We start from the raw sequence: 26,673 nt of genomic DNA on the forward strand, positions 1-26,673 counted from the left end.
CTAACTTGTCAGGATCGAGCCCCCACCGATGACCGTCTCCCCCGACAGCTCCGCCTTCGCGATTGAGGAGATACCGTTCAGCCGCCAGGGATCATGGTTCAACATCTCCCCGGTCATCGCCCAGCACAGCCTCACCCGGGACCTGCATCTGGTCTCCCACCAGAACGGCATGCATGCCGTTCTGCGCTTCGTGCCGCTCCACACCTCCGGCGGCGAGCGGGCAGAGACCAATTGGAACGTCACACCGGCCCGACTGATCTGGGAGGCGGAGGCCGGCCGGATCGAGCTGGTCTACGAGAGCGCTGACACCGTCCGGCTGCGCGGGCGCGACCTCGATCTGATGATCACGCCCGCGACCCCCGAACTGACGCCGTTCAGCGGCACGTACTTCTACCGCGACCCCGTGGACGGGTCCTACCACTTCACCTCCTACGAGACGGGCCGCCGCTACCGGATCACCCTTCTGGAAGGCGCGGTCGCCACCTCGGCTGGACTGGAGGACCTGGGGGGCGCCGACCGCCGGGTCGTCCTGTCCGGCGCGCAGGGCTGGGAAGCCGCCGTCGAGGAGATGGACAGCGCGCGTCCGCCCTACACCGCTCCTGGTGACTTCGACACCGCGGCGGCATCGCACCACAGGGCGTTCCGCGACTTCGCCGACGCGGTGACCCCGCGGACGGCCGGCCATGCGCCGGCCGCGGACCTCGCCGCCTACGTCCTGTGGTCGGCCACTGTGCGTCCCGCCGGATTCGTACGCCGTCCCGCCGTCCTGATGTCCAAGCACTGGATGGACAAGGTGTGGAGCTGGGACCACTGCTTCAACGCCCTCGCGCTGGCGGCGGGCCTGCCGGACCTGGCCTGGGACCAGTTCCAGCTCCCGTTCGACCACCAGGACGAGACCGGCGCCCTGCCGGACTCGGTCACCCATTCCGAGGTCCTGTACAACTTCGTCAAACCGCCCATCCACGGCTGGGCCCTGCGCCGAATGCGCGAACGCCTGCCCCGCCCGCTGGGGACGCACCAACTCATCCAGGTCTACACCCGGTTGACGCGCTGGACGGACTTCTGGCTCACCGCTCGCATCGCGCCCGGCCAGAAACTGCCCCACTACCAGCACGGCAACGACAGCGGCTGGGACAACGCCACCACCTTCGATGCCCACAGGGTGACGCTCACCGCGGACCTCGCCGCCTTCCTCGTACTCCAGCTGGCCGAACTGGCGGAGCTTGCCCGGCTGTTGGGGAACAAGAAGGGGGCCGCGCAATGGCTGCGCACCGCGGACTCACTCCAGGAATCCCTTGTGGAGCAACTGTGGGCGGGCGACGGCTTCCGCACCGGTTCCCCGCACGGCGGCGGGCTCAGGGCGAGCCGCAGCCTGCTGGACCTGATGCCGATCGTGCTGGGTGAGCGGTTGCCGCGCGAGATCGGCGACCGGCTCGCCGAGCGGATCGCCTCCCATCTCACGCCGTACGGCCTGGCCACCGAACACCCCGACTCGCCGCACTACGAGCCCGACGGCTACTGGCGCGGCCCGATATGGGCTCCGCCCACCGTGCTCATCGAGGACGGCCTGCGCCGCGCCGGTCACACCGGCCTCGCGGACGACATCAGCCGGCGCTTCCGGTCGTTGTGCGAGAAGTCCGGCTTCGCCGAGAACTTCGACGCCCTCAGCGGAGAAGGCTTGCGGGACCGCGCGTACACCTGGACCGCCAGCGGTTATCTGCTGCTGGCCGACGACTGCGCCCGCCGAGGAGTGGCCGGGTAGGGGAATTCGGCCTCCGGGGTGCCGGCGGGGCTGGTGTGGAGGGGGCCGTCCGGTCCGCCGATCCGGAGCCGCCAGGGGTGGGGGCTGTCGGTGGCGACCCGGAGCCAGTCGCCCTCTCGGCGCAGCCGGAAGCGCGCGGTCTCCCCCGGGCCGTCGGTGCTGGGGATCGCCACGTCGCGTTCCCATCCGTCGGGGAAGGCGTGGACCCGCAGCTCGACGCCGTCCGCCCAGGCCGACACGGGGTGCTGGTCGTCGGCGGCGAAAGGGATGACCGAGCCGGGGCGGGCGAGCAGCGGCAGCGTGTGGAAGCCGTGCCGCTCCCGCACCCAGCGGGGGCCGGTGACCCGGTCGCCGGTCAGGATGTTGGTCCAGGTGCCCTCGGGGACGTAGTAGTCGACGGTGCCGTCGTCGGTGAACACCGGGGCGACCAGCAGGTCCTCCCCGAGCACGTACTGCCGGTCGAGCACGGCCGCGGCCGGGTCGTCGGGGAATTCCAGCACCATGGCGCGCATCACCGGGAGGCCGGTGGTGTGCGCCTGCTGGGCCGCTCTCTGGAGGTACGGCGCGAGGCGGTGCTTGAGGAGGGTGAACTCACGGGTGACCTCCACCGCCTCCTCGCCGTAGTCCCACGGCACGCGGTAGGACTTGCTGCCGTGCAGGCGGCTGTGGGACGAGAGCAGGCCGAACTGCACCCAGCGCTTGAAGACGGTCGGGGTGGGCGTGCCCTCGAAGCCGCCGATGTCGTGGCTCCAGAAGCCGAAGCCGGACAGCCCGAGGGACAAGCCGCCACGCAACGACTCGGCCATGGCGTTGAAGTGGGACTCGCAGTCGCCGCCCCAGTGGACCGGGTACTGCTGGCCGCCGGCCGTGGCGGAGCGGGCGAACAGCATGGCCTCGCCCTCGCCGCGCTCCTCGCGCAGCAGGTCGAAGACGGCCTGGTTGTACAGGTGGGTGTAGTAGTTGTGCATCCGCTCCGGGTCGGAACCGTCGTGCCAGACCACGTCCGTGGGGATCCGCTCGCCGAAGTCGGTCTTGAAGCAGTCCACGCCCTGGTCCAGCAGGACCCGCAACTGCCCGGCGTACCACTCACGCGCGGCGGGGTTGGTGAAGTCGACCAGCGCCATGCCGGGCTGCCACAGGTCCCACTGCCATACGCCGCCGTCGCTGCGGCGTACCAGGTAGCCCTCGCGCAAGCCTTCCTCGAACAGGTGCGACTTCTGCGCGATGTAGGGATTGATCCACGCGCAGACCCGCAGCCCACGCTCCTTGAGCCGGGCCAGCATGCCCACCGGGTCGGGGAAGGTCTCCGCGTCCCATGTGAAGTCGGACCACTGGTACGCGCGCATCCAGAAGCAGTCGAAGTGGAAGACGCTCAGCGGGATGCCGCGCTGGGCCATACCGTCGACGAAGCTGTTGACGGTGGCCTCGTCGTAGTCGGTGGTGAAGGACGTCGTCAGCCACAGCCCCAGCGCCCAGGCCGGCGGCAGGGCGGGGCGCCCGGTGAGCGCGGTGTAGCGGGACAGGATCTCCTTCGGCGTCGGGCCGTGGACGACGAAGTACTCCAGCGACTGGTCCTCGACGCTGAACTGCACCTGGCCTACGGACTCGGAGCCGACCTCGTAGCTGACCTTGCCGGGGTGGTTGACGAAGACGCCGTATCCCCGGTTGGTGAGGTGGAAGGGAATGTTCTTGTACGCCTGCTCACTGCTGGTGCCGCCGTCGGCCTGCCAGATGTCCACCGTCTGGCCGTTCCTGACGAACGGGGTGAACCGTTCGCCGAGACCGTAGACCAGCTCGCCGACACCCAGGGAGAGCTGTCCCAGCATGTGGTGCCTACCGTCGGCGTCCGTGACGAAGCCGGTGCCGCGCGCCCCCGCGGACGTCAGCACCCGCCCGTCGGCGGTGAACTCCAGCCGCCACGGCTGGGAGGTGTCCACCCGCAGCGTCAGCTCACCGGAGCTGAGTTCCACGACCTCGCCGTGCCGGTGCACCTTACCGGCGCCCTCCCCCGCACCGGACAGCGCGAACTGCGGCCCGCGGCCCACCGATCCGGCGTGGTGGGTGGTGCGCACACCGATGACGCCCTCGGCAGGCGACCAGCATTCGACGGTCAGCAGCGGGCTGTTGAGCGTGCCGCCACGGCCGGTCACGTGCTGCACGGGCGCGTAGAGCGTCAGCCGGTGCTCGTCGGCCCGGACGTCCGCGACCTCGGCGGCGTAGCGCGCGGTACAGCCGGGGCGCATCAGCCAGTAGCCGTCGGTGAACTTCATCAGGCAGGTTCCTCACGTTCGTGCGTGGTGCGTGATCCCGCGTTCCGCGAGCCATGCGAGTCGGACCGGAGGCTGGGAGCCGTAGCCGCCTCCGTGGTCGGCGAAGGGCCAGACGGTCATGGTGCGGTCCTCGCCGGCGTAGTGGTTGAAGGCGGCGTAGACCGTGGAGGGCGGGCAGACCGGGTCCATCAGGCCGACGCTGAACAGGGCCGGCGCAGTGGCGCGCTGTGCGAAGTGGACGCCGTCGAAGTAGTCGAGGGTCGCGAAGGTCGGCTCCACGCGGTGGCGGCTGTGCCATCGCAGGTACTTGGCGAGTTCCTGGTAGGGCCCGTCACCGCTGATCTGGGCCGCGCGGCGGAACTGGCACAGGAAGGGCACGTCGGGCAGCGCCGCCGCCACCCGGTCCCCCAGGAGTCCGGCCACGGCGACGGCCAGTCCGCCGCCCTGACTGCCACCCGCCACCACCACCCTGCCGGCATCGAGTCCGGGAAGGTCCGTGACAGCGTCGACCGCACGTACGCAGTCGGTGATCAGGCGGCGGTAGTAGTACGTTTCGGGAGTCTCGATGCCGCGGGTCATGAAGCCTCCGGCCCACTGGGTCCCCGCTCCCGCGCTCAGGTCCGGGGTGTCGTGTCCCTGGCCGCGGCTGTCGACGACCAGCTGGGCGTACCCGGCGGCGGACCAGAGCAGGTGCTCGGTGGGCAGGCCGCGGCCGCCGCTGTAGCCGAGGTAGGTCACGACGACGGGCAGCGGGCCCTCGGTGACGCGCGGGCGCACCAGCCAGGCGGCCACCGGCTCGCCGTTCCAGCCGGGGAAGCGGACGTCCTCCACCTCGACGGTGTGCAGCCGGAAGCGGCCCGTGACGTCCTCGGCCTTCACCGCGACCGCGTGGGAGCGAGCTTCCTCGAGGGTGCGCTGCCAGAACGCGTCGAAGTCGTGCGGCGCGGTCGGCTCCGGCCGGTAGCCGACGAGTTCCTCGAGGCCGAAGTCTGTCAGCGGCACAGGGGTTCCTCCGGAGGGCGCGAGGGGCGGGACGGGGGGCGATGGAGAGCGGACGGCCGTACGCGCCCGACTGGCCCCCATGACCGTCACGCTAGCCGCATCAGCGGTGCCGGCCGTGGGCCGCGTTCACCCTCTGCTGGTCGATTCTCACCCTGGTCAACGGCCCGCACGGCCTGGGCACCGGCGCCGAACGGTCGGCCCGCCCATGCCCCTCCGGCGTGACGGCGAAGGGTGCCAGAATGACCCCGTCAGGCGGGCTGGGCCGACTCCTGGACAAGGCCCGCCCCACGATGGCGAACTCGACGAGCCGCCATGGAGCGGGAGAGCGAACATGGCACACCAGGCAACGGACGGGACACCGGACGAGTCGGCGGCCGAGGAGAGGGCCGCGCAGGACGACGGGCTGACCTCGGTCACGATCGCGTACGTCGCCGACGCCGCACGGAACCCGATCCCCTCCGCACCGTCGGCGCCGGGAGGCCACCCGAGTGTGTCGGAGCGGACCCGTGCCTGCATCGAGGAGCTGCTCAGCCACCACGGGTACGGCGAGTCGGACGACAGCGGCGCCGATCTCGTCGCACTCGTCTTCCACGAGCTGGCGAACATGTGGGGTGAGGAGATCCTGCGCGGGGTCGAGGAAGTGGCCCGGCGGCACGGGGTCGCGGTGGCGGCTTTCGACATCGGGCAGCACCAGGGCCGGTCTCAGCCCGTCGACGACACCCCTGGGGGCCGCCCGGACCGCTACCTGTCGGTGCAACGGCTGACGTCGGCGGAGCGCGAGCGGCTGACGGCGCGGGGTGTCCCGTTCGTGGTCTACGACCCCATCAGCGAACTGCCGGACGACACCCCCTTCGTCGGGGCCACCAACTTCCGCGGCGGCCACGCGGCGGTGCGCCACCTGCTCGCACTCGGGCACCGCCGCATCGCGCTGATCAGCGGCCCCGACCACCTGTTCTGCACAGCCCGCAAGGCCGGTTACCGTGCCGCCCTGGCCGAGGCCGGCATCACCGCTGAGCCCGAGTTGCAGCCCTGGGCCCCTCTCACCTTCGAGGACGGCCACGCGGCGGCGCGCGACCTGCTGTCGCTCCCCGACCGGCCCACCGCCGTCTTCGCCGTGACCGACCTCCAGGCGCTCGGCGTCTACCAGGCCGCCCGGGAGCTCGGGCTGTCGATCCCGCGGGACCTGAGCGTGGTGGGCTTCGACGACCTGCCCGTCGCGCCGCTGCTCGCTCCGCCGCTGACCACGGTCCGGCAGCCGCTGAAAGAGATGGCCGCCACCGCGACCGAGCTCGCGCTCGCCCTGGGGCGCGGCGAGCTGGCGCCGCAGGTCGGCCTGGAGATCGCCACGACGCTCACGGTCCGGGAGAGCACGGCTCCCCCGAAGCGCTGAACACGGTCGTCGTCACCTCGCCCCGGTGCCCCCGGGACGGACGGCGACCGTCTGCGCCGCGCGGACGCCCCGTGGGGACGCCCCGAGTTCGCGGCGGCACGCCTTGTTGAACGCCTGGAGGTCGGGGATGCCGACGGAGGCGGCGACAGCGGGGATGGAGAGCGTGGTGGCACGCAGGAAGTGCCGCGCGCGCTCCATCCGGCGGGCGCGGATGTAGCCGACCACGGTCTCCCCCGTGGCGGCGCGGAACAGCCGGGTCAGATGGTTGTGCGAGACACCTGCCGCCTTCGCGATGTCCGCCACGGCCAGCGGCTCCGCCAACCGTGCCTCGATCGCGGCCACCGCCGCCGCCACCGCCGGGTGGATGGTCCGCGCACTGCGCTCCCCGGACGGGCCGAGCTGGGCCACCCGCCACAGCGCGGACCACACCTCGGCCGCCGCCCTCGCCGGGGCGTGCGGCCACGCGGCCAGCGCCTGCTGCAACTGGGCGGTGAGCGCGGCGCGTTCGGGCCCCGCGTGCTGGACGGTGGGCACGCTGCGCACGGCGCCGCCCGAGGCCATCCGCAGGTGGACGTAGAGATGCTCGGAGCGGCCCCGGTAGCGGTAGCGCACGCTCGCGCCGGGCGGCACGAGGCTGACGCTGCCGGGCCGGACGGTGAACGCGGCATCGTCCACCGTCAGGTCGGCTTCGTAGCCGTAGAGATGGAACTGCCACAGGTCCGGCAGCCGGAACTCGTCGGTGTGCCCGCCGAGGCCGTGCACACCGATGCCGATGGCGACGGGGACGGGGGGCGTGTCCAGAAGGACGAGAGCCGTGTGCGGGGGCGGGAGTTCGGTCATGGTGCCTCGGCAGGATGTGTGGTGAAAATCGACCAGTGGAGGGTGAACGACGCCCACGCGCCGCCCGTCGGCCGCGGCCTAGCGTGGCGGTCATGGAACAGATCAGAACACTGCTCAGTTCGGTGGAGATGGCGCGCTTCGTGGCGCGCGGCTCGCTGCGGCTGGACGCGGTGGTCCCGGCGGACATGAACGCCGAGGGACTGCGGGTGCTGGCGGGCGGGCTTGCCGACGTGCCGTACGGGACACCGGTGTCCGAGAGCTACCCGGAGGGCTCCTTCGCCCGCAGGCTGCTGGAACTGCCGCAGGTGGCAGGCGCGCTGCACAGCCTGGTGGGTCCGGAGCCGACCGTGGACCACCACGCCGTGCACACCCGCGAAGCGCACGGCGGCGACGCCCAGCCGCTGCACGCGGACGCCATCATCGACGTCCGGCCGGACGCCTTCGACGTGCAACTCATGTACTACCCCCAAGAAGTGTCGCTGGAGATGGGCGGCACGCTCAGCCTGCCCGGCAGCCACCTGCGGCGGATCAACGAGTCCGACACCGGTCGCTACCAGAACCTGCGCGGTCAGGACCGGCTGGTCTGCCCGGCCGGCACCGTGGTGTTTCTGCACCACGGCCTCTGGCACGGGGGCCGGCGCAACGACAGCGACACGACCCGCTACATGTTCAAGATCCGCTTCAACCCGACGGTGCGTCAGCGCCTCCTGTGGGACACCTCGGATCTGGGCGATCCCCGGGTGCGCACCGAGCTCGACCAGGGGTTCCCCTGGTACGAGCAGGCCACGGGACGGCTGGAGCGGTACAACCGCGTCCTGCTGTGGCGCGAACTGACCGGTGACCCCGGCTTCGACCTCGACCACTGGGTGACCAGGGTCTCCAACCGTCCCGAGGGGGCCGCCGTATGACCGTGGAAGCGACAGGCACAGCCCCGCCGGCCGAACGTGGGCCGGTGCTGCGGCAGCAGGTGCTGGTGCTGTACCTGGCCACCTCCGCCCTGGACTCCTGGGTCGTCGGCTGGTCACGGTACGACGGCACCGGTCGCACCCACCCGACCACGGGCGACGGCGACGAGCCGCCGTACGAGTCGGGCACGGCGGCGCTCCGCGACGGCTGGCGGCTGATCCAGGCAGCGCAGCTGATCCCGCCTTCTCCTGGTCATGAGTACGACGTCTCCTTCCTCAAGCACGAGTTCCTCTTCGAACGGCTCGTCGACATCGGCGCGGACACGCGCTGACGCCCCGGTCCGGCACGGCAGCCCTACTGCCGCGCCGGGCCGGAACTCTCCCGGGGCGTCAGCACCGGGGTGAGGAGGGTCACCTCCTCGGTCTCCCGGCCGTCGAGCCGGGACACCACCAGTTCCACCGCCCGGGAGCCGAGTTCTCTCGCCGGGCCGGTGACGGCCGTGAGCCGGGGTGAGTACTGCTCCGCCAGCGGCTCCGGGCAGAGCGCCACCACCGACGCGTCCTCGGGCACCACGCGCCCCGAGGTCCGCAGCAGGGACAGCAGCGGGCCGAGCGCCCCCTCGTTCTGGACCACGAAACCGGTCGTCCCCGGCCGGTCGGCCAGGATGCGCGCCAAAGTGCCCGCCGTGGACTCGTACGTGCCCTCGCAGGGGCGCTGCAGCGCGGACAGCCCGAGGTCCCGGGCAGCCGTCCGGAATCCGTCCAGCGTCCGCTCGGCATAGCCGGCGTGCCGCTCGTAGACGGCCGGCGCGTAGCCGATGAAGGCCACCTCCCGGTGGCCGAGCCCGGCAAGGTGCTCCGCACACAGCGCGCCCGCCCTCGCGAAGTCGTGGTCGACGCAGGCGAGTCCGCGTGGGTCGTCGGGCAGACCGATCAGTGCGGCCTGGGCTCCGGTCTCCCGCAGAACGGCGACCCGCGGGTCGTCGAGCTGGACGTCCATCAGGATCACACCGTCGGCCAGACCGCTCCTGGCCACCCGGCGCACCCCGTCGGGGCCTTCGTCGTTCGTGAGCAGCAGGACGTCGTAGCCGAACTGGCGGGCCGCCGTGGTGACCGCGATGGCGATCTCCATCATGACCGGCACATAGACGTCCGTGCGCAGCGGGACCACCAGCGCGATGATGTGCGACCGCTTCCCGGCCAGCGCCCTGGCGCCGGCGTGGGGGTGGTAGCCGAGTTCGCTGATCGCCTTCTCCACCCGTTCCCGGGTGGGTCCGGAGATCACCCGCTTGCCGCTGAGCACATAGCTCACCGTGCTCGGCGAGACGCCTGCGGCCTTGGCCACCTCGGCCAGTGTCACCATGCCGGTGGTTCCCTCTCTGCTTCCCGCTCTGTTTCCCGCTGTGTTTCGTTCGTCGGCCCCGCTGTCGCCCACGGGCCGCGCGCGTGGGGTCACCCCTTGATGGCGCCGGTGAGCATGCCCGTCTTGAAGTGCTTCTGCATGAACGGGTAGACGAGCAGGATGGGCACCAGGGTCAGCACCACCACCGCCATCTGCAGCGAGAGCGGTGCGATCTGCGAGTGGACCGAGCCGAAGCCGCCGTTCGAGGTGCCGGGGATGTTCATACCGGCGTTGACGTACTGCAGCAGTACGTACTGCAGCGGCCACTTGGTGCTGTCGGTCGGCATGTAGAGCATCACGTTGAAGAACGAGTTCCAGTAGCCGACGGCGTAGAACAGCGCCACGACCGCGGTGACCGCCCGTGAGGTGGGCAGGACCACGGACCACAGGATGCGCCACTCCCCCGCGCCGTCCATCCGGGCGGCGTCGATCAGGTCGGCGGCGGTACCGGAGTAGAAGGCCCTGAGCACCAGGATGTTGAAGACGGACACCGCGCTGGGAAGGATCAGCGCCCAGTACTTGCCGTATCCGCCAAGGCCCGTGACCACGAGGTAGGTCGGGATGAGGCCGCCGCTCACGAACATGGTGACGACGAGCGTCATCAAGATGGTGCGGTGGCCGACCGACCGGGAGCGGGACAGACCGTAGGCGGCCAGCACCGAGACGGCCAGGGAGAGCAGTGTCCCCACGACGGTGACGGCGAGGCTGACCATGATGGCACGGGTGACCGGTCCGTCGGTGAGCATCTCGCGGTAGGCGTCCAGCGTGAACCCGTCCGGCCACACCACCAGACCCCCGGCCCGATTGATGGCGCCCGGCGTGGAGAAGCTGGTCAGGACGATGATCCACAGCGGCACCAGGACCGCGGCGAGCACCAGGAACAGCACTCCGCCTTTGATCGTCTGCCCCGCGACGGTGGGCGGCTCCTCCCATACGGGGCGGCTCCGGTGACGGTCCGGACGGAGGGGAAGGCCGTTGTGCGTGGGTGTCAGCGTCTGGCTCATTTGCGGTACAACCCGTCCTCGCCGAAGGTGTGCGCGAGCTTGTTGGCGCCCCAGATCAGCAGGAGCGAGATGACGCTCTTGAAGAGACCGGCGGCGGCGCCGTAGCTGTAGTTGTTGGTGGCGATGCCGTAGTAGAAGGAGAAGGTGTCCAGTACGTCCGCGGTGTCGTGGCCGACGGCGTTGCGCTGGATCAGGAACTGCTCGAAACCGACGCTGAGCGCGTTGCCCAGCCGAAGTACCAGCATCAAGACGATGACACCGCGCATGCCGGGGAGGGTGATGTGCCACATCCGGCGCCAGCGCCGGGCACCGTCCACCGCCGCCGCCTCGTAGAGGCTCTGGTCGATGGCGGACAGCGCCGCGAGGAAGACGATGATGCCCCAGCCGGCTTCCTTCCAGACCGACTCCGAGCTGATCAGCAGGGAGAACGTGTGCGGGTCGGTCATGATGTTCCAGGGCCCCATGTCGTGCCGGGTCAGGAAGTGGTTGAGCACTCCTGCCCCGCCCAGCATCTGCTGGAAGACGGTGATGGCCAGCACCCAGGAGAAGAAGTGCGGAAGGTACACCACCGACTGGACGAAGTTCCGCAGCCGTTCGTTCATCACCGAGTTGAGCATCAGTGCCAGCGCGATCGGCACCGGGAAGAAGAGGATCAGCTGGACGAAGCTCAGCCACAGGGTGTTGCGCAACGCCTCCCAGAACACCGGGTCGTGGAAGAGCATCCGGAACTGGTCGAGTCCGGCCCAGTCGCTGTGGAGCACGCCGACCAGAGGGTCGTAGTACTCGAACGCGGTGATCAGCCCGAACAGCGGCAGGTAGTTGAACACCAGGAGCAGTACGACCGCCGGGACGGTCATGATGATCAGCGACCGGTCGCGGCGCAGCCGCGCCCGCCAGGGCATTCCCTGGCCGCGGTCCCGCTGGGGCCGCGCCTTCGGGGGGACGTCGCTGCGGGAACCCGATCTGCGGATCTTCTTCGCCTTGGTGGTGAATGTGACGGCCACCGTTCCTCCTCGCTGCGCGGGGGCCGTCGGCCGCGGCCCGCCGCACCGTCGTCTGCTACTGGCCGGTGCCGTGCTTCGCCAGAACCTCCGTCTGGAACCAGTTCCTCAACTGGTCGCCCCCGTTGGACCTCCACGAGGAGACGACGGCCTGGTAGTCGGACACCTTCTTCAGGCCGTGGACGACGTCCTTGATGGCGTCCGTCACCGCTTGCCCGGTGTTCGCGGTGGCCAGGCGCTGCGGCACGGTGATGTTCATGCCGTAGAACAGCGGCTTGTAGACGTGCCGCACGGTGCGGGCCGCCCAGGCGGCGCTGTCCTTGGTGACCTGGTCCGCGCCGGGGTTGCTGTTCACCTGCGGGCCTGCTGCCAGGAACGGGTAGGTCTGCTGCTGGGCGGTCTTCTTGCCCGCGTCGGTGTAGGTGGGCACACCGTTCTTCATGGTGTAGTGGACACCCTCGACCCCGTAGGTGAGCAGGGTGTACTCGACCGAGCCGTAAGGCGCCGCCAGGTAGTTGGCGACGGAGAGCAGTTCCTCGATCTGGGCCGCGCTGAGCCTGGCGTTGAGGTAGCTGACGATGCTGGTCGCCGACCCCAGGAAGATCTGCGGCTTGGACTTGCCGTCGGCGGCGATGACGTCGAAGGCGAGGCGGTGGTAGTGGGGGTCGGCCGCCGTGCCGGACTGGTAGTCGCTGAGGCTGAATCCGCTCGTGCCTCCGCCCTGGATCAGCACCTTGCCCGAGTAGAAGCGGGTGTTGCCCGCGTTGGTGTTGCCGGCCAGGGCGTCAGGGTGCACATAGCCGGCCTTGGCGAGCCGGTAGTGCCAGTCCAGCGCCTCCAGAATCTGCGGCGACTCCCACACATGCGTCAACTTGCCGTTGTCATCGATCCACGCGGGCGGGAGGTTCCAGGCCGGGGACAGATACGTCCACACGTCGTCGAAGGCCCAGACGCCCGCCTTCGCGTTGGTCAGCTCCTTGCCGAGGTTCCACAGGTCGTCGGCGGACGTGACCTGGTCGGCGGTGATGCCCTTCGCGCCCAGGATGTCGGCGCGGTAGTAGAGGGCGCCCGCGAGCGCCATGCCCGTGGAGAAGCAGGGGATGCCGTAGAGCTTGTTCTCCCAGGCCCCGATCTCCCAGGCGGCCGTGGGGAGCGCGGCCAGGTTGGGGTACTTCTTGATCTTGTCCCCGGCCAGATAGGGCGTCAGGTCGGCGAGTTGGGTTCCGGCCAGTTCACCCACGTTGAAGTTGGAGTTCCACCAGGTGGGCATCTGGATCCAGTCGGGCAGCTTCCTCGACGCGGTCATCGTCGGGACGACGGTCGCGTAGTCGTTGCCGTTGGCCGGCTTGATCGTGAGGTCGACGCCCAGGGCCTTGTTGACGGCCTTGGCGTACGCGTTGTTGGCCGCCGGTATCGAACCCCACAAGGGGGTGACGGCCGTGTAGCTGCCGCCCCTGCCGGGCGTGCCCGAGACCGTGCTCACCTGGTGTGCCGGGTAGGTGAGGAACCCGGGGTCGGTGAACGCCCCTGCCGCGCCCGCCACCGAGGGGATGTCCGGCTTGACCGGGGTCGCGGGCTGGTAGGCCGGCAGCGCGGCGGACAGGCCGCTCTTGCTGCTGGTCCCGCCCTTGCTGCGGGAGGACCCGTCGCCGCAGGCGGACAGCAGCGGGGACAGCGCGGCGGCCCCTGCCACGGCGACTGCGCCGTTCACGAAGGCTCTGCGGTTCATTGCGTTGCTCATGGTGGGCGGCCCTTCGCCGTTGAGGTTCCATGTCGAGCGTCTTGTGGGGATGAGCGACGGTGCGGAAGGCGCGCACGAGCGGCTTCACCAGAGGGAGGCACAAGCCCGCCGGGAGTTGTTTCGTTCATGCGGAGCCTTCGAAGCGCTTCAATGTTGCCGAGAGGTTAAAGGCGCCTCCGGGCCGCGCACAAGAGGGTGTTCCAGAAAACTCAAGCCCAATCCGAGCGCAAGTTTCTTGGAAACTTTCTCTTGACACCCCTGTGACCCCATGTCAGCGTCGAAGGGCTTCAACGCCCGGCGGGACGGCCGTCGTCGCTGTCCGCCGGCGCTGATCCCCGTCTGCCATGAACTGCAAGGGACCACCACCTGTGAGCACCGCTGCCGTCACGCTGCCCTATCGCGATGCCGGGCTCCCGCTGGCCGAACGGGTCGAAGACCTGCTCTCCCGGCTCACGCCCGAGGAGCGGATCGCGATGCTGCACCAGTACTCCCCGGCGATCCCCCGCCTCGGCGTCGAGGAGTTCCGTACCGGTACCGAGACCCTGCACGGTGTCGCCTGGCTGGGCGAGGCCACCACCTTCCCGCAGGCCGTCGGCCTGGGCGCGACCTGGGACGAGGCCCTGGTCCACGAGGTCGCCGAGGCGGTCTCCGTCGAACAGCGCGCCTTCCACCACCACAGGCCGCCGGTGACGGGAGCGGGCCGCAACAGCCTCCAGGGCTGGGCCCCGGTGGTGAACCTGCTGCGCGACCCGCGCTGGGGCCGCAACGAAGAGGGGTACTCCGAGGACGCCCTGCTCTCCGCCCGCCTCGGCGACGCCTTCTGCCGCGGTATGTCCGGCGACCACCCGGAATACCTGCGCACCGCGCCGATCCTCAAGCACTTCCTCGCCTACAACAACGAGGACGACCGCTGCACCACCTCCTCGGGCGTGCGCCCCCGGGTACTGCACGAGTACGACCTGGCCACCTTCCGGCTCGCCATCGCCAGCGGCGCCGCCACCGGCGTGATGGCGGCGTACAACCTGGTCAACGGTCGGCCCTGCCATGTCAGCCCGCTGCTCGGGCAGGAGCTGCGCCGCTGGGCGGAGCCCACCGGCCACGAGCTCTTCGTCGTCTCCGACGCGCAGGCTCCCTCCAACCTGGTCGATCCCGAGCACTACTTCGACGACCACGCCGAATCCCACGCCGCGGCCCTCAGGGCGGGCATCGACTCCTTCACCGACAACGACACGGACACGCGGACCACGTTCCAGCGCATCAGCGCGGCACTCGAGCGCGGGATGCTCGCCATGGAGGACGTGGACCGCGCCGTCCGCCGCCAGTTGTCGATACGCTTCCGCCTCGGCGAGTTCGACCCCGAGCGCGACCCCTACGCCGACACCTCGTGGAAGGTCGTCAACTCCCCGGCTCACCAGCGGCTGGCGCTGCGGGCCGCCACGGAGTCGGTCGTGCTGCTCAAGAACGACGGCGTGCTGCCGCTGGCCGCCGAGCGCAGCGTGGCCGTCGTCGGACCGCTGGCCCGCACGCTGTACGAGGACTGGTACAGCGGCACGCACCCGTACCGGATCACGGTCGCCGACGGACTCGGTACCGAGGGCGTCGAGGGTGCGGACCGGATCGTGCTGCGCACCGCCGACGGCCGCGCGCTCGCCGCCGTCGGCCCGGAGGGCCTGCTGGCCCTGACGGACGCGCGGAACGAGGACGCGACCGTCCAGTTCGACGTCTTCGACTGGGACCTGGGCGTTCTCACGCTGCGCTCGGCGGCCACCGGCCGGCACGCCTCGCTGCGCGACGAGGACCAGAGCGTCGCCGCCGACCGCGCCCAGCCCGGCGAGTGGGCCGTCCACGAGACCTTCCATCTCGACCCCGCCGAGGGCGGCGCCGAACTGCTGCGCAGCGCCCTCACCGGCCGCTGGGCACAGTCCGACCCGGACTCCGGCGTCATCACCATGACCGCCGGGAGCGCCGACCGGGCGACCCGGTTCACCCGGGCCGTGGTCCGCGACGGCGTCGCCGCCGCGGTCGCCGCGGCCCGGGCCGCCGACGTCGCCGTGGTCGTCCTCGGCAACGACCCGCACATCAACGGCCGCGAGACCCAGGACCGGGCCGGGCTACGGCTGCCCCCCGCCCAGGATCGGCTGCTGCGCGCGGTCGCCGCCGCACGGCCGGACACCGTCCTGGTCGTGATGTCCAGCTATCCCTACGCCGTGGACTGGGCCGACGCCCATCTGCCCGCCGTCCTGTGGACCTCGCACGGCGGCCAGGAGACGGGGCGCGCCCTGGCGCGGGTGCTGCGCGGCGAGGCCGACGCCTCCGGCCGCCTGCCCCAGACCTGGTACCGCGGCGACGATGAACTGCCCGGCCGCCTCGACTACGACATCATCAAGGCCGGCTGGACGTACCAGTACCACCAGGCGGCCCCGCTCTACCCCTTCGGCCACGGGCTCTCCTACACCTCCTTCGCGTACGGCGAACTCAAGACCGCCGCGAGCGAGCTGGGCCAGGACGGGGAGATCGCCGCGACCGTGACCGTGGCCAACAGCGGCACGCGCGCGGGCGTGGAGACCGTACAGCTGTACGCCAGGGCCCTCGGCGCCCGGTACCAGGCACCGCTGCTGAGGCTGATCGCCTTCCGGAAGCTGCGGTTGGGCGCCGGCCGGACAGCCGAGCTGGAGTTCCGGCTCCCGATCGCCGACGCGCTCAGCCACTGGGACGTGACAACGGGCCGGTTCGCCGTCGACCCCGGACCCTACGACCTGCTGGTCGCCAGGTCCGCGGCGGAGCCGGTCGGCAGCGCCCAGCTGACCGTCACCGGCCCGGCTCCCAGGGCCCGCCAGGTACTCGGCCGCCCGCTGCGTGCCGTCGACTTCGACGACCACCACGGCGTCGTCCTGACCGACGCCACCCGCACCGCCGGTGACGCGGTCACGCCCGACGGCAACCGGGGCGAACTGCTCTTCCGCTCCCTCGACCTCAGCGGCGCGTACACCGTCACGGCCGAGGTCTCCCGCCGCGCTTCCGGCCCGGCCATGCTCGAACTCTGGACGGGAGAGCGCCTGCTGGCGGCCTTCACCATCCCCTCCACCGGGGACCGCTACGCCTGGACGAGGGTGACGTCCGCCCTCGCCGAGCCGCCGGAGGGCGTCCACGACCTCCGGGTCGTGCTCGTCGGGGAGCAGCGGCTGACCACGCTGGCCTTCGCCCCCTGAGACCGGCGGCGGCCGCGCTCCTGCCGAGTCGAAGCGCGGCCGCCGCCCCACGCACAGCCCGCACCGCCATCGGCGTGTGTGCCCGGCGCCGCCCGCGCCTACGTCGCTCCGGTCCCCCAAGACCTCTCTGCCCTAGGACGTCCACCGTGTCCAACCACCCGGCCACCGCGGCCAACCCGGTCATCCCCGGCTTCCACCCGGACCCCAGCATCTGCCGGGTGGGCGAGGACTACTTCCTCGCCTGCTCCAGCTTCGAGTACTTCCCCGGCATCCCCCTCTTCCACAGCCGCGACCTGGTGAACTGGACCCAGATCGGCAACGCCCTCGACCGGCCCAGCCAGCTGAACCTCCCGGCGGGCACCCTGTCCTCCGGCGGCCTGTACGCGCCCACCCTGCGCCATCACGACGGGCTGTTCTGGCTGATCGTCACCAATGTCAGCGGCGGCGGCAACCTGGTGTACACCGCGACGGACCCGGCCGGCCCCTGGTCGGAACCCGTGCCCGCCCCCGGCGTCCCCGGAATCGACCCGGACCTCGCCTGGGACGAGGAGGGCAACTGCTGGTGCACCGTCGCCGGCGTCGCCCAGGTGCGCTTCGACCCCCGTACCGGCGAGACCATCGGTGAGCCGTACCCCGTCTGGTCCGGGACGCCCGGCGCCGCGGCCCCCGAGGCGCCGCACCTCTACCGGATCGGCGGCAACTGGTACCTGATGGTCGCCGAAGGCGGCACCGAGCGCGGCCACGCCGTCTCCATCGCCCGCGGCCCTTCGCCCAGCGGCCCGTTCGAGCCGTGCCCGGCCAATCCGGTCCTCACCCACCGCGGTACGAACCGGCCCGTCCAGAACACCGGCCACGCCGACCTGGTCCAGGCACCGGACGGAAGCTGGTGGATGGTGCTGCTCGCCGTCCGGCCGCAGGGCGGCACGCCCGGCTGGCACGTCCTCGGGCGCGAGACCTTCCTCGCCCCGGTCACCTGGGACGACGGCTGGCCCGTGATCGGCGAGGTCGGTCCCGAACTGCCGGAGCTGCCCTGGGCGCCGGGACCGGGCGAGCCGGAACCGTCCCGCGACGACTTCGGGTCGGGCGGGCTGCGGCCGTACTGGATCTCGCTGCACGACCGACCGGCCGAACTGGTCGACACCCAGGAGCGCGACGGCTGGCTCACCCTGCGGGCCCGCGGCGGCTCACTCGACGCGCCCGACGCGGTCTTCGTGGGACGCCGCCAGCAGCACCTCGCCTTCGAGGCGCGGACCCTGGTCGACCCCGCCGAGGGCAGCGGCGGCCTGGCCGTGCGGCTGGACGAGCGGCACCACTACGGCGTCGAGGTCAGCGCGGACGGGCAGGTCCAGGTGATCGCCCGGATCGGGCCGCTGCGCGTCCTGGCCGCCGAAACCACCGTCCCCGCAGGGCCGTTGGTGCTGTCGGTGCGCACCGCCGCGGCACCCGAGCCGCACGACGCGCGCACCGGCCCCGACTCCCTCGTCTTCGGTGTCGAGACCCCGGACGGGGCCGCCACGGAACTGGCCTCGCTGGACGGGCGCTACCTCTCCACCGAGGTCGCCGGCGGCTTCACCGGCCGCGTCGTCGGCCTCTACGCCGCCTCGGGCACCGTCCGCTTCGACTGGTTCGACTACATACCCGCCTCCCGGTGACACCACCAGCTCCGCTGTCCGCGGCCACGGCCTGACGCAGCGGTTCCCACCCCCCACCCGCCCGAAGGGACAGCACGTTGCACGAGACACCGCGCACCACTGGGCCCGGACAACGCCACCACGACCGCCGGGCCGAGCCCGGCACCCCGCGCTCCCGCCGGATGCGGCAGACCGTCGGTCTGCTGCTCGGGCTGGCCGCGACAAGCCAACTCGCCTGGGGCGGCACCGCGTTCGCGGCACCCGAGCGGCCCACCGTATCCGCGGGCTCCGCGGGCTCCGCGGGCTCCGCCGGAAGCGACCGCATGGCGGTCGTCGCGGCCATGCAGCCGAGCTGGAACCTGGGCAACACCCTGGACGCCATCCCCGACGAGACCTCCTGGGGCAACCCGCTCACCACCAAGGCCACGTTCGACGCCGTCAGGAAGCAGGGCTTCCGGAGCGTCCGCATCCCGGTCACCTGGAGCGACCACCAGTCGGCCACGGCCCCCTACACCATCGACGCCACGTACATGGCGCGGGTCAAGCAGGTCGTCGACTGGGCCATCCAGGACGGACTCTACGTGGACCTGAACGTCCATCACGACTCCTGGCAGTGGATCGCCGCGATACCCACCGACCACGACGGCGTCCTGGACCGCTTCAAGGCGACCTGGACCCAGATCGCGAGCGCCTTCCGCGACGAGCCGCGCAAGCTGCTGTTCGAGAGCGTCAACGAGCCGAGCTTCACCGGCGCCACCGGCGACGCCCAGAAGACCCAGCTGATGAACGAGATCAACACCGCCTTCCACACCGTCGTACGTGCCTCCGGCGGCCGCAACGCCAAACGGCTGCTGATCCTGCCCACCCAGGGCTGTACCGGAACCCAGCCGCTGATGGACGACCTGTCCGCCGAGATGGACTCCCTGCACGACGCCAACCTCGTCGCCACCATCCACTACTACGGCTACTGGCCGTTCAGCGTGAACGTCGCCGGCGGCACCACGTACGACAGCACGTCGCGCAAGGACATGGACACGGTGTTCACGGCCGCGCACGACACCTTCGTCGCCAAGGGCATCCCGGTGTACATGGGCGAGGACGGGCTGCTGAGCTACCCGGACTACACCCATCCGGCCACGGTCGAGCGCGGCGAGGCGCTCAAGTACTACGAGGATCTGGCCTACCACGCACGGGTCGCCGGGGTGACCACCGCGCTGTGGGACCCGTACTCCTACCTCGACCGGGAGACGCTCACCTGGCGCGACCCCGCGCTGTTCTCGTGGATCAAGTCGAGCTGGACCACCCGCTCCGGCACCGCCTCCACCGATGAGCTCTACGTCCCGGCCGGCACGCCGGTGACCGACCGGACGCTCACCCTGAACACCAACGGCCTCCGCTTCCGGTCGCTGCGGGTGAACGGCGAAAGGCTGCGCGCCGGACACGACTACACCGTGGCGGGCGACAAACTCACACTGGCCGCGACCACCGTCGAGCGGCTCACCAAGGGCCACGGCTACGGCACCGCGGCGACGCTGGAGGCCACGTTCTCGGCCGGACAGCCCTGGCAGATCCGGCTGATCGTCTCCGCGCCGCCGGTCCAGGCGAACGCCACCGGGACCACCGACGGGCTGACCGTGCCCACGCGGTTCAACGGTGACGAGCTCGCCACCATGGAATCCACGTACGCCGACGGCAGCGCCGCGGGCGGCATCACCTGGAACACCTATCAGGCGTTCAACACGGCCTTCTCGCCGGACTACCCCCACAACGCCATCACTCTCCAGCCCGACCTGCTCACCCACCTCGCGGACGGCGCACCGGTCACGCTGACCTTCCACTTCTGGAGCGGCACGACCCTCACGTACCACGTCACCCGCGATGGCACGGCGGTCACCGGCTCCGCTTCCTGAGCCGACCCACCGCCCCACCCGGTGCGGAGCCACTCCCCTGGCTCCGCACCGGCCCCTCCCCGCCCCTCGAACTCCCCGGCCCGGAGGCCACACGATGACCGCACTGCCACCACGCGTGCTGTTCGGCGCCGCCTACTACCCCGAGTACCACCGCATGGACCGCGTCGAGGCCGATCTCGACCTCATGGCCGAGGCGGGCTTCACTGTCATCCGCGTCGGCGAGTCGGTCTGGTCCACCTGGGAACCCGAGAACGGCCGCTTCGACCTCGACTGGCTGCAGCCGACCTTGGACGGCGCTCATGCCCGCGGCATCCGCGTGGTGCTGGGCACTCCCACCTACGCCGTGCCGCCATGGCTGGCCCGGCTGTATCCGGAGATCGCCGCCGAGGACGCCGCCGGCCGCCGCGCGGGCTGGGGCGCCCGCCAGGAAATGGACGTCAGCCACCCCGCCTTCCGCTTCCACGCCGAGCGCGTGGTCCGGCGCGTCCTCGCCCGCTACGCCGGTCACCCGGCCGTCATCGGCTACCAGGTCGACAACGAGCCCGGCTGCCGGCTGCCGCACAACCGCGGTGTCTTCCAGCGCTTCGCCGACGACCTGCGCGCCCGCTACGGCGACGTCGAGACGCTCAACCGCGAGTGGGGGCTGGTCCACTGGTCGCACCGGCTGTCGACCTGGGCCGACCTGTGGACCCCCGAGGGGAACGCCCAGCCGCAGTACGACGTGGCCTGGCGCGCCTTCCAGGCCCGGCAGACCACCGAGTTCATCGCCTGGCAGGCCGATATCACCCGCGAGTACGCCCTCCCGGACCAGTTCGTCACCACCTGCCTCGCCTACGGCCTCCCGGCCCTGGACGACGACCGGTTGACGGACAGCCTGGACGTGACGGCCGGCAACCCGTACTACGAAGTGCAGGACGCCCTGGCCCTGCCCGCCGCCGCGGACCGGCCGCCGCACGCCTGGATGGCGAGCGGCGTGTGGGGGCTGCTCCGGAGCGCGGACCGCATCTACTCCTCACGCCAGGAGCCCTTCCTCGTCACGGAGACCAACGCCCAGGCCATCGGCGGTACGTACGACAACCACCCGCCCTACGACGGGCAGTGGCGCCAGGCGGCCTGGGCGCTGGTCGCCCGCGGCGCGCGCATGGTGGAGTACTGGCACTGGCACACCCTGCACTTCGGCGCCGAGACCTACTGGGGAGGCGTGCTGCCGCACAGCGGCCGCCCCGGCCGTGCCTACGCCGAGATCGCGCGTCTGGGAGCGGAGTTCGCGACGGCCGGGGAAGCGGTCGCCGGGCTCGAGCCGGACTCCGACATCGCCATGGTGTACTCGCTGCCGAGCGAGTGGCTGATGCAGAAGTACCCCCCGCTGGCCACCGCGGACGGCAGCCCGGACGGCGGCTCGTACCAGGGGCTGTTCGACCCCTTCTACCGGGGCGCGGTCGAATCGGGGCGTCAGGTGCGGATCCTGCACGCCCGTCAACTGCACGACCCCGCCGACCCGGCCGCGGGCCCGAGCCCCGAACTTGCCGCGCGGCGCCACCCGGTCCTGATCGCCACCGGCCTCTATGCCGCCGACGACGGCATCCTGGACTGGCTCGCCGCCTATGCCGGAGCCGGCGGCCACCTGGTGCTCGGACCGCGTACCGGCTACGCGGACGCCGAGGCGCGGGCGAGGACCGAGCCGGCCCCGGCCCGGCTGACCGCCGCGGCCGGCGTCCGCTACGAGGAGTTCAGCAACCTCTCCGGCGAGCTGCCCCTGCACGCCGCCGGCGGCGGACCGCTGGAGCTGCCCGCCGAGGCCCGTGCCACGCGCTGGGTCGACGCGCTGACGCCGTCCGACGCCGAGGTGCTGGCGGAGTACCGGCACCCGCACTTCGGCCGCTGGCCGGCGGTGACCAGCCGCGCCCACGGGCGCGGCCGGGTGACCTGTGTCGGCACCGTTCCGAACGGGGACGCGACCCGTGCCCTGGTCGCCTGGCTCGTCCCGGAGCCGTGCAGCGGCTGGCAGCACCTGCCCGGCTCGGCCACCGCTCTGACCGGCACCGCTCCGGACGGACGCCGCGTCCACATCCTGCACAACTGGAGCTGGGAACCGGCCGCCGCCGTCGCCCCGTGCGCGCTGCTGGACATCCTCGACGCCGGGCCGGACACGGCGAAGGCGACGGTACCGGCGGGGGCCCCTGTCCCGCTCGGCCCGTGGGACGTGCGCGTCTTCACGGCCGTGCGATGACCCGTCAGCGGCCCGTACGTGGGGGCGGGCCGCTGACGAACCCCTCCAGACCTCCGCGGCCTCCCGCACCCCGTCCCCGCCCGAGGCTTCGCAGCGGTTTCCCCTGACAGGAGATGACATGACGCCCGACCAGTTGACCGGCCGGCTCCGAGGACTGGCCTTCGGCGGGGACTACAACCCCGAGCAGTGGGACGAGGCGGTCTGGAAGGAGGACGACGCGCTGATGCGGCGCGCGAGGGTCAACCTGGCAACCGTCGGTGTCTTCTCCTGGGCGCTGCTGGAGCCGGAGGAAGGCCGCTACGACTTCGCCTGGCTGGACGCCCATCTGGACCGGCTGCACGCCAACGGCGTGGCGGTGGACCTGGCCACGCCGACCGCCTCCCCACCGCCCTGGTTCTCCCTCGCGCACCCCGACGGACTGCCGGTCGGCCCCGACGGGGTCCGGCTGACCCACGGCAGCCGCGACACCTACTGCCTCGCCGCCCCCGCCTACCGCGAGGCCGCGCGCCGCATCGCCGAGGCCCTCGCAGGGCGCTACGGCGATCACCCGGCTGTCGCCCTGTGGCACGTGCACAACGAGTACGCCACGCTGTGCTGGTGCGACCACGCCGCCACCGCCTTCCGCGCGTGGCTGCGCGCCCGGCACGGCTCCCTCGACGCACTCAACGAGGCGTGGGGGACCGCTTTCTGGAGCCAGCGGTACGGCGGTTGGGAGGAGATCCTGCCGCCGCGCGCCACCCAGTGGCACAGGAATCCCGGCCAAGCCCTCGACTTCCGGCGGTTCTGGTCGGACGAGGTGCTGCACGCCTACCGGGAGCAGCGCGACGCCATCCGCGCCCGCAGTGACCGGCCGGTGACCACCAACTTCATGCTCCCCGCCTATCAGAACGTCGACCTGTGGGCGTTCGGCCGCGAGGTGGACCTGGTCACCGTCGACCACTACCCGGTCGCGCCGGGACTGGAGGCCGCGGCCGACTCGGCCTTCGGCGCGGACCGCGCCCGTTCCTTCGGCGGCGGCCGACCGTGGCTGCTGATGGAGCAGGGGACCAACACCGTCTACGACGGGGACCGGGTGCTCGGCAAGGAGCCCGGGGAAATCCTGCGGCACACCCTCGGCCACATCGCCCGCGGCTCGGAGGGCGCGCTGTTCTTCCAGTGGCGCCAGTCCCGGGCCGGCGCCGAGCAGTGGCACTCCGCGATGGTCCCGCACGCCGGCGCCGACAGCCGCGTCTTCCGTGAGGTCGAACAGGCCGGTGAGGCCGTCGCGCGCCTCGGGGAACTGGCGGGCTCGACCGTGACCGCGCGGGCGGCGGTCCTGCACGACGCCGACGCCTGGTGGGCCCTGGAGGCCGACGGGCTGCCCTCCAGCGAGTTGGACGCCCACGGGGCGCTGCGCCGGGCCCACCGTGCGCTCTGGGACTGCGGCGTCACCGCAGACCTGGCCTCTCCCGAAAGGGACCTGGCCGGTTACGGGCTGGTGCTCGCCCCCGCGCTGTTCCTGCTCTCCGACACGGCCGCCGCCCGCCTGCGCGACTACGTGGAAAGCGGCGGCACCCTGCTCGTCCAGCACGCGAGCGGCTGTGTCGACGAACGCCTGCACGCCCGCCTCGGCGGCTATCCCGCCGTGCCGCTGCGCGAGGCGCTGGGCATCCGCGTCGAGGAGCACCGGCCGCTGCGCGAGGGCGAGCGAATCCTCCTGTCCGACGGTACGGCGGCCGCCTCGTGGTCCGAGAGCCTGCGCGCCGAGGGCGCGCAGACCGTGTCCACGTACACGCACGGGATGCTGGCCGGCCGCCCGGCGCTGACCCGCCACCGCTTCGGCTCCGGGGAGGGCTGGTACCTGTCGACCCGCCTGGACGACGCGGACTACACCGCCCTGATCCGACGGCTGCTCGGGTCGGCCGGTCTCGGCCCCGACGCACCGGGCCTGCCGGCACACGTCGAAGCCGTGACCCGGCAGGCGCCGGACGGGCGTCGCTGGCAATTCCTCCTCAACCACCGCCCCGATCCCGTGGCCCTGCCCTCCCCCGCCCACGACCTGCTGACCGCCGCCACCGTGTCCGAACTCGCGCCTGGTGGCTGCGCGGTGCTCCGCAGCTCCTGAGACTCCCTCCCGCCATGCCCCCGCACCCTTCCAGGAACGGAGAACCGTGACCGAGACCGAGGGCCGCCCGGACGTCCGCTGGGGCCACGACGCCCTGCGACTGGAGATCGGCGCCGACCCCGACGGCCGACCCCGTCTGCACCGCCTCGCGGTCCCCGGGCGGCCGTGCCAGGAACCCCGGCCCGGATCGCCGTTGCCGCTGGTCGAGGTCTCCACCACCGACCACGGATTCCACTGGTCGAGCCACCGCGCGATCGACACCGACATCGGCGCGCGCCTGCGCTACCGGGAGCACGAGGTCGCACGGGACGGCGTCTGGCACGAGCTGACCGTCATGCTCCACGATCCCGAGACCGGACTGGCCGCGGACGTGGTCTACCGCAGCCCCGACGGCGTCGCCGCGTTGCGCGGCCAGGTGGTCCTGCGCAACGAGGGGACGCGGCCCATGGCTCTGGAGTCCGTCACCTCGCTCGTGGTGGGCGGACTCACGCAGGACGACACGCAGCTCGACGCCGCCGATCTGCTGTGGGCCGAGAACGACTGGCTCGCCGAGTACCGCTGGCAGCGCCGGGCGATGCGGTTGACCTCGCCCGTCCTGAGCGGCAGCGTCCACTGCTTCAACGGCAAGGGCGGATTCTCCAGAGCGGGCCAGGGCACCTGGTCGAGCGGCGGCCACCTGCCCATGGGCGGCCTGACCGACCGGCGGACCGGTCGCACCGTACTGTGGCAGATCGAGACCAACGGCGGAGGCTGGCACTGGGAGTGCGGCGAGCGGGCCGACGCCGCCTATCTGGCCCTGTCCGGCCCCAGCGCGGAACGGCACGGATGGTCGCACCTCCTGGAGCCGGGAGGAACCTTCCGCACCGTCCCGGTCGCCCTCACCCTGGGTGACGACGGGATCGACGACGCCTTCGCGGCACTCACCCGGTACCGGCGGGCCATCCGCCGCCCCCACCCCGACCACCGGCGCCTGCCCGTCATCTTCAACGACTACATGAACTGCCTGATGGGTGACCCCACCACGGCCGCGCTGATCCCCCACGTCGACGCCGCGGCCGAGGCAGGCGCCGAGTACTTCGTCATCGACGCCGGCTGGTACGACGACGGGGGCGGCTGGTGGGCCGCTGTCGGCGCCTGGCAGCCCTCGGCCTCCCGCTTCCCCGGTGAGCGCGGCATCCAGGAGGTCCTGGACCGTATCCGGGCACACGGCATGGTCCCCGGTCTGTGGCTCGAACCGGAGGTCATCGGCGTGCACAGCCCGCTGGCGGACTCCCTGCCCGAGGCCGCCTTCTTCCGCCGCGGCGGGATCCGCGTCATGGAGAACGGCCGCTACCACCTGGACCTGCGCCATCCGGCCGCCCGGGCACACCTCGACGAGACGGTCGACCGCCTCGTCGGTGACCTGGGCATCGGCTACCTCAAACTCGACCACAACATCGACCCAGGACCGGGCACCAGCAGCCACCCGCGAGAGGCGGCCGCCGACGGACTGCTCGGCCACAACCGCGCCCATCTCGACTGGCTCGACGGGGTGCTCGACCGCCATCCCGACCTCGTACTGGAGAACTGCGCCTCCGGCGGGATGCGCACCGACTACGCCCTCCTCTCCCGGGTCCAGCTCCACTCCACCAGCGACCAGCAGAACCTCCGGCTCTACGCACCCATCGCGGCCTCCGCCCCCACGGCGGTCACCCCGGAACAGGGAGCGGTCTGGGCCTACCCGCGGCCCGAGGACACCCTGGACGAGGTCGCCTTCACGATGGCCGGCGCGCTCCTGGGCCGGATCCACCTGTCGGGGCAGTTGCCCGCGCTCTCCCCCGAGGCACGCGCCCTGGTCCACGAGGCGGTGGCGGCCCACAAAGCGGTCCGAGCCGAGCTGGCCACGGCGCTGCCGGCCTGGCCGCTGGGACTACCCGCCTGGGACGACCCCTGGATCGCACTGGCTCTGGAGACCTCCACCGCCGTCCATGTCACCGTCTGGCGCCGCCCCGGAGGCGAGGCCACCGCCGGTCTCCCCCTGCCCCGGCTCCGGGGTACGACCGTCCGCGTCGAAACGCTCTACCCGGCCGCCGGCGGCGCCGGGACCCGCTGGAACGCGGACACCGCCGTTCTGGCGGTCACCCTGCCCACGGCCCCCTCGGCCGTCCTGCTGCGCCTCACACCGGGGCCGGCGCGCACCGGGAGCGGCTGAACGGCCGGGCCCGGCCCAGCTCCGCCGCCGCCCCCCTCACCGGCTCGGGGGATGCCAGAATGGCCCCCACAAGGAGCCGGT

At 71.8% G+C, this 26,673-nt stretch carries 17 protein-coding genes; 10 read left to right on the forward strand and 7 right to left on the reverse strand.

Translation table 11 applies throughout. The features are described 5' to 3' along the window. Positions 1 to 28 precede the first annotated feature (28 nt). Complete coding sequence (locus AB0M29_RS09065; protein WP_365381159.1) at positions 29 to 1,762, forward strand: trehalase family glycosidase; 1,734 nt, start codon at positions 29 to 31, stop codon at positions 1,760 to 1,762. On the opposite strand, the gene yicI is transcribed toward AB0M29_RS09065, so the two are convergent. Together yicI and AB0M29_RS09075 are read right to left on the reverse strand one after the other, a co-directional pair. Then, positions 1,714 to 4,032 (reverse strand): alpha-xylosidase, encoded by a 2,319-nt coding sequence (yicI, locus tag AB0M29_RS09070; protein WP_365381161.1) that lies wholly within the window; start codon positions 4,030 to 4,032, stop codon positions 1,714 to 1,716. The two genes, AB0M29_RS09065 and yicI, sit on opposite strands and share 49 nt — an antisense overlap. Before the next feature lie 12 nt (positions 4,033 to 4,044). Further along, a complete protein-coding gene (locus AB0M29_RS09075; RefSeq protein WP_365381164.1) occupies positions 4,045 to 5,034 on the reverse strand; it encodes an acetylxylan esterase in 990 nt (329 codons plus the stop codon). A 331-nt stretch (positions 5,035 to 5,365) separates the two neighbouring features. Between AB0M29_RS09075 and AB0M29_RS09080 the strand changes: the two genes are divergently transcribed. Further along, complete coding sequence (locus tag AB0M29_RS09080; protein ID WP_365381166.1) at positions 5,366 to 6,424, forward strand: substrate-binding domain-containing protein; 1,059 nt, start codon at positions 5,366 to 5,368, stop codon at positions 6,422 to 6,424. A 12-nt stretch (positions 6,425 to 6,436) separates the two neighbouring features. Here AB0M29_RS09080 and AB0M29_RS09085 read toward each other — a convergent pair whose 3' ends face one another. Beyond that, a complete protein-coding gene (locus AB0M29_RS09085; RefSeq protein WP_365381169.1) occupies positions 6,437 to 7,264 on the reverse strand; it encodes a helix-turn-helix transcriptional regulator in 828 nt (275 codons plus the stop codon). A gap of 92 nt (positions 7,265 to 7,356) precedes the next feature. Here AB0M29_RS09085 and AB0M29_RS09090 point away from each other — a divergent pair, with 92 nt between their 5' ends. Together AB0M29_RS09090 and AB0M29_RS09095 are read left to right on the forward strand one after the other, a co-directional pair. Next, positions 7,357 to 8,172 carry a phytanoyl-CoA dioxygenase family protein gene (locus AB0M29_RS09090; protein WP_365381171.1) on the forward strand — a complete coding sequence of 272 codons (816 nt, stop codon included), beginning with the start codon at positions 7,357 to 7,359 and terminating at the stop codon, positions 8,170 to 8,172. Positions 8,173 to 8,219: 47 nt separating this feature from the next. Next, positions 8,220 to 8,501, forward strand: a complete 282-nt coding sequence (locus AB0M29_RS09095; RefSeq protein ID WP_365381571.1) for a hypothetical protein — start codon at positions 8,220 to 8,222, stop codon at positions 8,499 to 8,501. Between the two features lie 23 nt (positions 8,502 to 8,524). Here AB0M29_RS09095 and AB0M29_RS09100 read toward each other — a convergent pair whose 3' ends face one another. From AB0M29_RS09100 to AB0M29_RS09115, 4 genes are all read right to left on the reverse strand, one after another. Next, positions 8,525 to 9,532 carry a LacI family DNA-binding transcriptional regulator gene (locus AB0M29_RS09100; RefSeq protein ID WP_365381174.1) on the reverse strand — a complete coding sequence of 336 codons (1,008 nt, stop codon included), beginning with the start codon at positions 9,530 to 9,532 and terminating at the stop codon, positions 8,525 to 8,527. 89 nt (positions 9,533 to 9,621) lie between these two features. After that, a complete protein-coding gene (locus AB0M29_RS09105; protein WP_365381177.1) occupies positions 9,622 to 10,575 on the reverse strand; it encodes a carbohydrate ABC transporter permease in 954 nt (317 codons plus the stop codon). Continuing rightward, positions 10,572 to 11,579, reverse strand: coding sequence for an ABC transporter permease subunit (locus AB0M29_RS09110; protein WP_365381180.1), 1,008 nt, complete (start codon positions 11,577 to 11,579; stop codon positions 10,572 to 10,574). Before AB0M29_RS09110 ends, AB0M29_RS09105 begins: the two co-directional genes overlap by 4 nt. Positions 11,580 to 11,634: 55 nt before the next feature. Next, positions 11,635 to 13,317 carry a Tat pathway signal sequence domain protein gene (locus AB0M29_RS09115; protein WP_365381182.1) on the reverse strand — a complete coding sequence of 561 codons (1,683 nt, stop codon included), beginning with the start codon at positions 13,315 to 13,317 and terminating at the stop codon, positions 11,635 to 11,637. 344 nt (positions 13,318 to 13,661) lie between these two features. On the opposite strand from AB0M29_RS09115, the gene AB0M29_RS09120 reads away from it, so the two are divergent. The 6 genes from AB0M29_RS09120 (at position 13,662) to AB0M29_RS09145 (ending at position 26,592) form a co-directional block, all read left to right on the forward strand. Continuing rightward, on the forward strand, positions 13,662 to 16,526 hold the full coding sequence (locus AB0M29_RS09120; protein WP_365381185.1) for a glycoside hydrolase family 3 C-terminal domain-containing protein: 2,865 nt from the start codon (positions 13,662 to 13,664) through the stop codon (positions 16,524 to 16,526). Between the two features lie 146 nt (positions 16,527 to 16,672). After that, positions 16,673 to 18,178: a glycoside hydrolase family 43 protein gene (locus AB0M29_RS09125; protein WP_365381188.1), complete on the forward strand. Its 1,506-nt coding sequence runs from the start codon at positions 16,673 to 16,675 to the stop codon at positions 18,176 to 18,178. 77 nt (positions 18,179 to 18,255) lie between these two features. Beyond that, entirely contained in the window at positions 18,256 to 20,067 is a 1,812-nt protein-coding gene (locus tag AB0M29_RS09130) for a cellulase family glycosylhydrolase (RefSeq protein ID WP_365381191.1), read from the forward strand. Between the two features lie 94 nt (positions 20,068 to 20,161). Beyond that, complete coding sequence (locus AB0M29_RS09135) at positions 20,162 to 22,297, forward strand: beta-galactosidase (RefSeq protein WP_365381194.1); 2,136 nt, start codon at positions 20,162 to 20,164, stop codon at positions 22,295 to 22,297. Between the two features lie 118 nt (positions 22,298 to 22,415). After that, positions 22,416 to 24,401, forward strand: coding sequence for a beta-galactosidase (locus AB0M29_RS09140; protein ID WP_365381197.1), 1,986 nt, complete (start codon positions 22,416 to 22,418; stop codon positions 24,399 to 24,401). 46 nt (positions 24,402 to 24,447) lie between these two features. Continuing rightward, on the forward strand, positions 24,448 to 26,592 hold the full coding sequence (locus AB0M29_RS09145; RefSeq protein ID WP_365381200.1) for a glycoside hydrolase family 36 protein: 2,145 nt from the start codon (positions 24,448 to 24,450) through the stop codon (positions 26,590 to 26,592). Positions 26,593 to 26,673 lie beyond the last annotated feature (81 nt).

It is taken from the genome of Streptomyces sp. NPDC051976 (assembly GCF_040680795.1).
GTDB lineage: Bacteria > Actinomycetota > Actinomycetes > Streptomycetales > Streptomycetaceae > Actinacidiphila.